Genomic DNA, 7,161 nt, shown 5'->3' with positions numbered 1-7,161 from the left:
TCGAAACAGACGCCGAACGCCACCACCCCAGTTCACCCTGAACCCAACGCCCACCACGCACACCACCGCGACAGACCCCAGGGTTCCCGATGAAGAACCCTCAGTTCGCCTGAACCCACGGCGGAGGCACGGTGCCGTAGACGCGTCCGCGGCGCGGCGCGAAGTCGTCCACGCCCAGCGCCGCCGGTGTCCCCGGCGCCAGGGACGGACGTGCTGCGGATCAGCCGGACCAACGTCATCCGACCGACCCGCACCGCGATGCGCAGCGGTTCGATGTCATTCGGCGCTGCTTTGGTTGCTTGCCCGTGGCTGGTCATGTGGTCTTACCAGGTTGTCCAGCCGCCATCCACGGCCAGGGCCTGTCCCGTGATCATTCGTGATTGCTCGCTCAGCAGGAACGACACGGCACCGACGACATCCTCAACCCGGGCAAAGCGCTGCGCGGGCACGCGCGAGAGGAATCGGTCCCGCATGTCCGGACGCGCCAAGGTCGACCGTGTCAGTTCGGTTTCGACGAACGTCGGCGCTACACAGTTGGCTGTGATGTCAAACGCTGCGAGTTCGATTGCCATGACGCGTGTGAGGCCGAGCAAGGCGGCTTTGCTCGCGCAGTAGGCGGCTCGTTCCTCGATTCCCACCAGGCCGGCTTGTGAACCGACAAAGACGATCGCGCCACCCAATCGGTGGGCGTGGAGGGTTCGTGCCACCGCTTGGCTCGTCAGGAATGGCCCGCGGGCGTTCGTCGTCAGAATCCGATCCCAGTCCTTGACGGCGACGTCGAGGAACGGGGCGGGGACGTTCACGCCAGCGTTGTTCACCAGGGCGCGCACCGGGCCGAGGGTTTCGGTGATCGTGCCGATCGCCTGCTGGACGGACATCGGGTCGGTGACGTCGAGGACACACAGTGGCGTGCCGAGGAGTCTGGCCAGTTCGTGTGCCTGATCGCCGTCGCGGCTGGTGCCGACGACGCGGGCTCCTCGCTCGGCAAGTTCGAGCGCGATTCCCCGGCCGATGCCACGACTGGCACCGGCGACCAGCGCGACCGCGCCGTTGAGCCCGCGGTAGGGATCGACTTGATAGGTCACGTGTCCTCCCATAGGCAATCGGTAAGCAAACCAAGGCAGCGAGGGCCAGCGGGGGCGATGGCGCGGTGGATACGGCGCCCCATGGCCGGACGACGCCTCGAGAGGTCGGAGCCGTCAGGCACGGGTGAGGCTCTCGTCGTGCGGCGGGCCGGCGTTCGGGGGGACCCTCGTCGGTGCTTCAGCGAGCAGGCCCTCGCCGCGCATCTGTTCGGTCACTTCAGCGGCAGCGCTGACAAAGGACTCGATGTGGGCGCTTGTGTGCACGGCGGAAAGATAGATCTTGGATCCGGGTCGGATGAGGAAGCCCATGGCGAGCATGCGGCTGCCGAAGTCGATCGCGGCCTGCCGGTCGGAGTCGATGTAGTCGCGATAGTTGTGTACCTCGGAACGGCCGAACACCACATCCGTAAAGGCGGGGACACCGATCGGCGCAGCGGCAATGCCAGCGTCGGTGAACACACCGGACAGGCCTGCTTGGAGCCGCTCTCCGAGGTCGGTGATGATCCCGCATCCGTCGATCTCGTGCATGACGTTCACGGCGGCGAGGCCAGCTACGCATCCGAGTGGGTTTCCGTTGAGCGTTCCGCTCATGTAGACGCCCCTCGGCGCCCTCGATGGGGCGTACTGGTCCATGATGTCGCGGCGGCCGGCAACACAGGCCAACGCAGTTCCGCCGGACATTGCTTTGCCCAGCGCGCACAGGTCGGGGGTGACGCGGAAGAGGCTCTGCGCGCCGCCCATGTCGAGGCGGAACCCTGTGACGACCTCGTCGAAGATCAGCAGGGCGCCGATGCGGTCCGCAACGGCGCGCAGTGAGGCAAGGAATCCCGGGGCTGCGCAGATGCCGCGCTGGACGGGTTCGGTGAGGATGGCGGCGATTGCATCGCCGTGTTCGGCGACGACGGCTTCGACAGCGGAGATGTCGTTGTAAGGAACAACGAGAACGGTGTCGCCGACGACGTCCGGGATGCCGAGCGAGTCACTGAAAGCGGTCGGGTAGCGCGGGGCGCCGGTCGGCACGAAGCTCTGGAGCGCGTAATCGGTGTGACCGTGGAAGCCGCCCTCGAACTTGAGAATTTTGGTGCGTCCCGTGTGCGCTCGCGCCACCCGCAGTGCGTAGAAGACCGCCTCGGACCCGTCGGAGCAGTAGCGAACGGATTCGGCGCAAGGGACAAAGTGGCAGATCTGCTCGGCGAGGTCGACCGCTGGTCGGTTCGGCAGATAGTAGGTGGTTCCGCGGCCCACCTGCTCGGTGATTGCCCGCACGACCGCCGGGTGCCCGTGGCCCAGAACCAGCGGGCCCGAACCGAGGAGGAAATCGACATAATGCTTGCCGGTCGAGTCCCACAGGTCGACGCCGCTGGCGCGGTCGACCACGATTCCGCGGTCTGCGGGCAGCGAGAAGTCGTTGATGCTGCCGCCGGGGAAGACGCGCTCAGCGCGGCGGACAAGCCTGGAGTCGATGGTGGTCATGGCAGAGCCTTTCGGTGGATTCGCTGCGCGCCGACACTGCGTGTTCGGGAGGGATCCGCTGCGGGTGCTGTAAGGGCCGGTTCCAGGGCGCGGGGGCCTTGGGCGCCCCGATCGAGAGGTGATGGCTGCTTCCGCGGAATCCCTGATACCGCAGTCTGGCGACTCAGCGCGCTCAGGCGCCGCCTATGTTCACCGCTACCTGTCGACGGTTGGCGTCCTGCCGCGGAGGTAGGCCTGGACTGGCTCCGGTTGTGACTTCGGGGCCGGGGACGTGCCGGTTGCCCGGCGCGTCCCCGGCCGTGCGCGTGCGGTGGGGAGGCTGACCGCACCACGCCCTGCGCAGCCGGCTATCTGGTATCCACTTGGGCTGCCGGCCCCGGGGGGCGTGTCACCACTCGCCGCTCGGCAGGGGGACCGGACGGCGGGTGGTGAGGCACATCGGATCAGGTCATCGTGGTTGCGGGTCCCGCCACATCGCGCGCATGTACGGTCCGCCAGGTGCTAGCGGCAGCAGTCGCTTGATGACGTAGCCGTGCTGGTGGTAGAGGCGGGAGCAGCGCGGCCCGGTCGCCTCCAGGTAAGCCGGCGTGCCGGTCGCGTCCAGCTGCTGGTGCATGTGCTTCAACAGCGCCGAGCCCACCCCGGTGCCCTGCGTGTGCGGTGCGACGCTGAGGAACGCGAGATAGGCGTGCGGCTGGCCGTCGGGGTGGTTGGTGTACATGACCTCGTCGAGGGTGATGAATCGCGGCACGGCAAGGCCGCACGCGGCGCGCAGCCGCGCGTCGTAGTCGGCGATGTCCGGGCCGAACTTGCCGTCCAAGTGGACCCACAGCGCGGCGCCGGTGCCGTCCTCGGTCATGTGGACCTCGCGTCGGCCGTGCGCGTTGTCCGGCTCGAAGAACCATGGCGTGACGAAGTCGAAGTACCGTTCGTAGACGCGGACGCGTTCGGTGTCGTATCCGACGAGCCAGTGGGCTATCTCGTTACCGACCTGGGCGGTCGCGGTGAGCCTGGCGACGGCGTCCATGTCGGCCGGCCCGGCGGCGCGGATGCGGGGCGGGGCGAGCGCGGGCATCAGGCGGCCCCGCCTGCCTGTGTGAGGGTCCCGACGGGTTCGGCGATCTCGTCGCCGGGGCGCCGGCCGGCGTGACCGATCCCGTCGTAGACGTCCGGCCGGGCGGACCGCAGAATGAGCGCCCAGATCACGCCGACAATCGCGGCGACGGCGTACAGGGCGGGCAGGATCCAGCGGACCTTGTCATGGGCGTCGACGCCGAGCAGCACGTTGTACTGCGCGATCGTCTGCCAAAGCACCCAGCCGAGCAGCAGGAACGACAGGGTCGGGGCGATGACCCGCTGCCACAGGTTGACCTGCGCCGAGACGGCCTTGTGCCGGGCGAAGTAGCACACGACCGCCAACGACGCGGCGACCATGAGGACCAGCACGCCGAGCCCGCCCAGCACGGTGATCCAGAAGAACAGGTTGATCAGCGGGTCCCAGCCGGTCACCACGAACAGCACGATCACGGTGATGCCGATCGCCGACTGGGTCAGGGAACCCCAGATCGGGGCGTTGCTGTGCTGGCCGGTGCGGGCCATGAACCGCGGCAGGATGCGCTCCCGGCCCAGGGTGTAGTGGTAGCGCGCCGAGGTGGTGTGGAAGGCAAGGGCCGCGGCGAATAGCGACGTGCAGAACAGGATGTGCCCGACATGGGAGAAAACCCCGGGCAGGTGCCCGCCGGCGAGGACGAAGATGAGCTCGCTGCTGTTGTCGGTGGCCATCTGAATGAGGTTCCTGCTGCCGGCCGCCACCGCCATCGCGAACGAGCAGAACGTGTAAAGCAGCCCGACACCGCCGAGGGTGATGAACGTGGCCCGCGGGATCGTCCGGTCGGCCTGCCGAGCCTCGGGGGTGTAGACCGCGGTGGCCTCGAACCCGACGTAGCCGGTGACCGCGGTGACCAGGGCGGCGCCGGCGCCGGCGGTGAACAGGTTGACCGGGTTGAGGGTGCCGAACTCGATCCTCCCGCCGGCCGGGTGCATGGACATGACCACCGCGAAGATCAACGCGATGATGATCTCGCCGTAGAGCAGCACGTTGAGGATCTGTCCGACAATCTTGATCCTGGTGAGGCCGAGCAGCGTGATGACCAGCCAGCCGGCGCCGGCGAGCAGCCCCCAGTGGACATTGACGTGCCAGGACGTCTTGAGATAATCAGCGGTGACGACGCCCAGTCCCCCGTAGAGGCCGACCTGCATCGCGTTGTAGGCCAGTACCGCGACCCAGGCGGCGCCGAGGCCGGGGACACGCCCCAGACCCTGAGCGATAAAGGCGTAGAACGCTCCGCGCGGGACGAATCGCGCCATCTGGGTGTAGCCGACGGAGAACACCACGAGCATGATCGCGACGGCGCCGTAGGCAATGGGGATGCCGAGCACACCGGAGACGACCCACGCGGTCGTAGCGCCAGCGCCGATCACGGTCAACGGCGCGGCGCCAGTGGTCGCGAGGGACACCACCGATGTCAGCCGCAGTTTCCGGCGGTCCAAATCGGACGTGATCTTGCTCGGGGTGCGGGTGACTGAACCGATCGCCCCGAGATCGTATGGCTGCACGTGCACGCTCCGTTCGCGGAAGGGTGGTGCGCACGAACCCGCGGGTAGGGCCGTACGGAAGGGTGCGGTCTTGCGGGGTTTTGTGGTGCCGGGCGCGAAACCGGTCGCTTCAGACGCCCGTTTCGGCACGGTCCTGCACGACCCGGCGGGTCACCGCCATCAGATGGCGTACCGGCTCCGGCAGGCCGCGCAGCAGCGGCGGCAGTCGTTCAGCCCCGTCGTACTCCCCCATCAGCTGGCCGAACAGGTTGGTGACGATGGCGAGCCCGGCCAGATGCAGGTCGAGCGGATCCAGTGGCCGGCGCTGGTTGAGCGCCGTGGCGACGCTGAGTCCGACCCACTCCCACTCATTGGGCGTGACCGGAACGAAGAGTTCCTGTTTGAACAGCGACAGTCCGACCCTGGCGCGGACTCGCACGACCTGATTGCGGGCAAGCATGCGCTCGCCGACCCTGACTTCGGCGTCGATGGCCAGGTACCGCAGCATGTCCTCGATCGTGCGAGTGGACTGCTCGCCGCGAATGCTCTCCTCGATCTGGAACGTCAGCGCGGAGATGGGCATCCGGCTTTCGGCTCTCGGCTTCGGGATGACCATCCCCTGCCACAGGTCGATGCGGTTGTCCCACCACAGCTCGCCCAGCAGCATCGAGGCAAGCCCTAACCCGAGGACCTCTGCGGCGACCAGCCGGTGTCCCCGGTAGGCGTGGTGGCTGATGCAGAAAAAATCGTCGGCCACCAACGGCGCCTCGCGTTCGCGTGCAACGTGATGGTGCCTGCCGGCTGGTTTCGACGGCTGCCACCGGGACGACAACGCCGGGTCGGTTCCTCCCCAGTTGATGCCGGCCGGCTCGTACAGCGGCCCGTCCCGGCGGGCCGACCCGCCGGAGCCCGCCCACACCGGTCCATCGGTATCGTACGAGCCCGCCGTGTCGCCCGCCGACAGCTGCGCGCGGTCGCCTGATGGCGTTGGCGCAGTGCCGTAGGCGGCCTGTCGGCCGAGGTACCCATGTTCGGCCGTCGGTCCGCGCGGCGCCACATCGGAGTGTCGCGCAGGCGCGCTGGTGGACTCCTGCGGCGGGCTGAACCAGTGCTCCGCGCCCGGTCCGGCGCGATGCCCGCTGGGCGGCAACGGCGGCTGGACCTGGGCGTACTCAGCCGGCGGGCCCAACGGCGACAACGTCGACGCCTGCCGTGCCGGGCGGTGCGACAGCGTGCCGTCGGGCAGGTTGGCGTTGTAGGCCGGACCGAGAGAGCGCGCATCGCTGCCGACCGCAGGGTTCACCCGCATGGGCGAGTCCGCGAGCCGTGTTGCGTCCAAGTCGCCACGAACCAGCTGGTCGGCCGCATCCGGCTGTCCCGCCGGCGGTACCGAGAACGAGCCTGGCAACGCTGCCGGAACGGCAGAAGAATTTGGGTACATCGATTTTTCCTCGGATCTGCGCGGCTGCCGGCCGGTGCCCACTGGAAGGCGGGCCGGCTTGGCCGTGCCGCCGGGTCGGCAACTCCCTGCCGTACGGCTCGGATTCACCTGGGTCGTCTGGCGAGTCCTGCGGACGGTGCGATGACGGCTGTGTCATGTTGTCCCGCTCTTCGCCCGGGTGCGCGACCGCGTGCCGTGCCCAGCGGTGAGGTGAAAGGGTCCTAGCCGCAACGCACCACACTCGCTCGTGGCGTGGACCGTGCTGACGCGCCGCATCCCCGGACGTGGCGCAGTCCGGTTCGTGGCCGTTCGACGTCCAGTTCCGTCCTACTGAGCAGGTCCATGCCAAGGGCCACCGACCGCCCCGAGGCTGCGCGCATCGAGTCGTCGACCGCTGCATCGAACGGTTCCCTCCATCCCGCCGCACACCGACCGCTCCAGTTGCTAGGTGGTGGCGACGTTGCAATGCAGCTCCTACCGGCCGCAGCGCCTCATCCGCGCCGGCAGTCACGGCGGACGTCGCCATGGGCAACATCGACATCCGCCTCCACCAAGCGGCTCCGCGTG

At 68.3% G+C, this 7,161-nt stretch carries 5 protein-coding genes; all 5 read right to left on the bottom strand.

Features of this window, described 5'->3' with window-relative positions; translation table 11 throughout:
• Positions 1-323: 323 nt before the first annotated feature.
• A complete protein-coding gene (locus ABD901_RS57875; protein WP_345144809.1) occupies positions 324-1,085 on the bottom strand; it encodes an SDR family NAD(P)-dependent oxidoreductase in 762 nt (253 codons plus the stop codon).
• 114 nt (positions 1,086-1,199) lie between these two features.
• Complete coding sequence (locus tag ABD901_RS57870) at positions 1,200-2,558, bottom strand: aspartate aminotransferase family protein (protein ID WP_345144807.1); 1,359 nt, start codon at positions 2,556-2,558, stop codon at positions 1,200-1,202.
• Between the two features lie 448 nt (positions 2,559-3,006).
• Complete coding sequence (locus ABD901_RS57865; protein ID WP_345144805.1) at positions 3,007-3,633, bottom strand: GNAT family N-acetyltransferase; 627 nt, start codon at positions 3,631-3,633, stop codon at positions 3,007-3,009.
• Complete coding sequence (locus tag ABD901_RS57860) at positions 3,633-5,174, bottom strand: APC family permease (RefSeq protein ID WP_345144803.1); 1,542 nt, start codon at positions 5,172-5,174, stop codon at positions 3,633-3,635. The genes ABD901_RS57865 and ABD901_RS57860 overlap by 1 nt, the downstream gene beginning before the upstream one ends.
• A gap of 109 nt (positions 5,175-5,283) precedes the next feature.
• Entirely contained in the window at positions 5,284-6,462 is a 1,179-nt protein-coding gene (locus ABD901_RS57855; protein ID WP_345144801.1) for a GOLPH3/VPS74 family protein, read from the bottom strand.
• Positions 6,463-7,161 lie beyond the last annotated feature (699 nt).

This window comes from Dactylosporangium darangshiense (assembly GCF_039537565.1).
Classification (GTDB): domain Bacteria; phylum Actinomycetota; class Actinomycetes; order Mycobacteriales; family Micromonosporaceae; genus Dactylosporangium; species Dactylosporangium darangshiense.
Note: the sequence above shows the minus strand (reverse complement) of the source record. Positions and strands in the feature narration are given on the sequence as shown.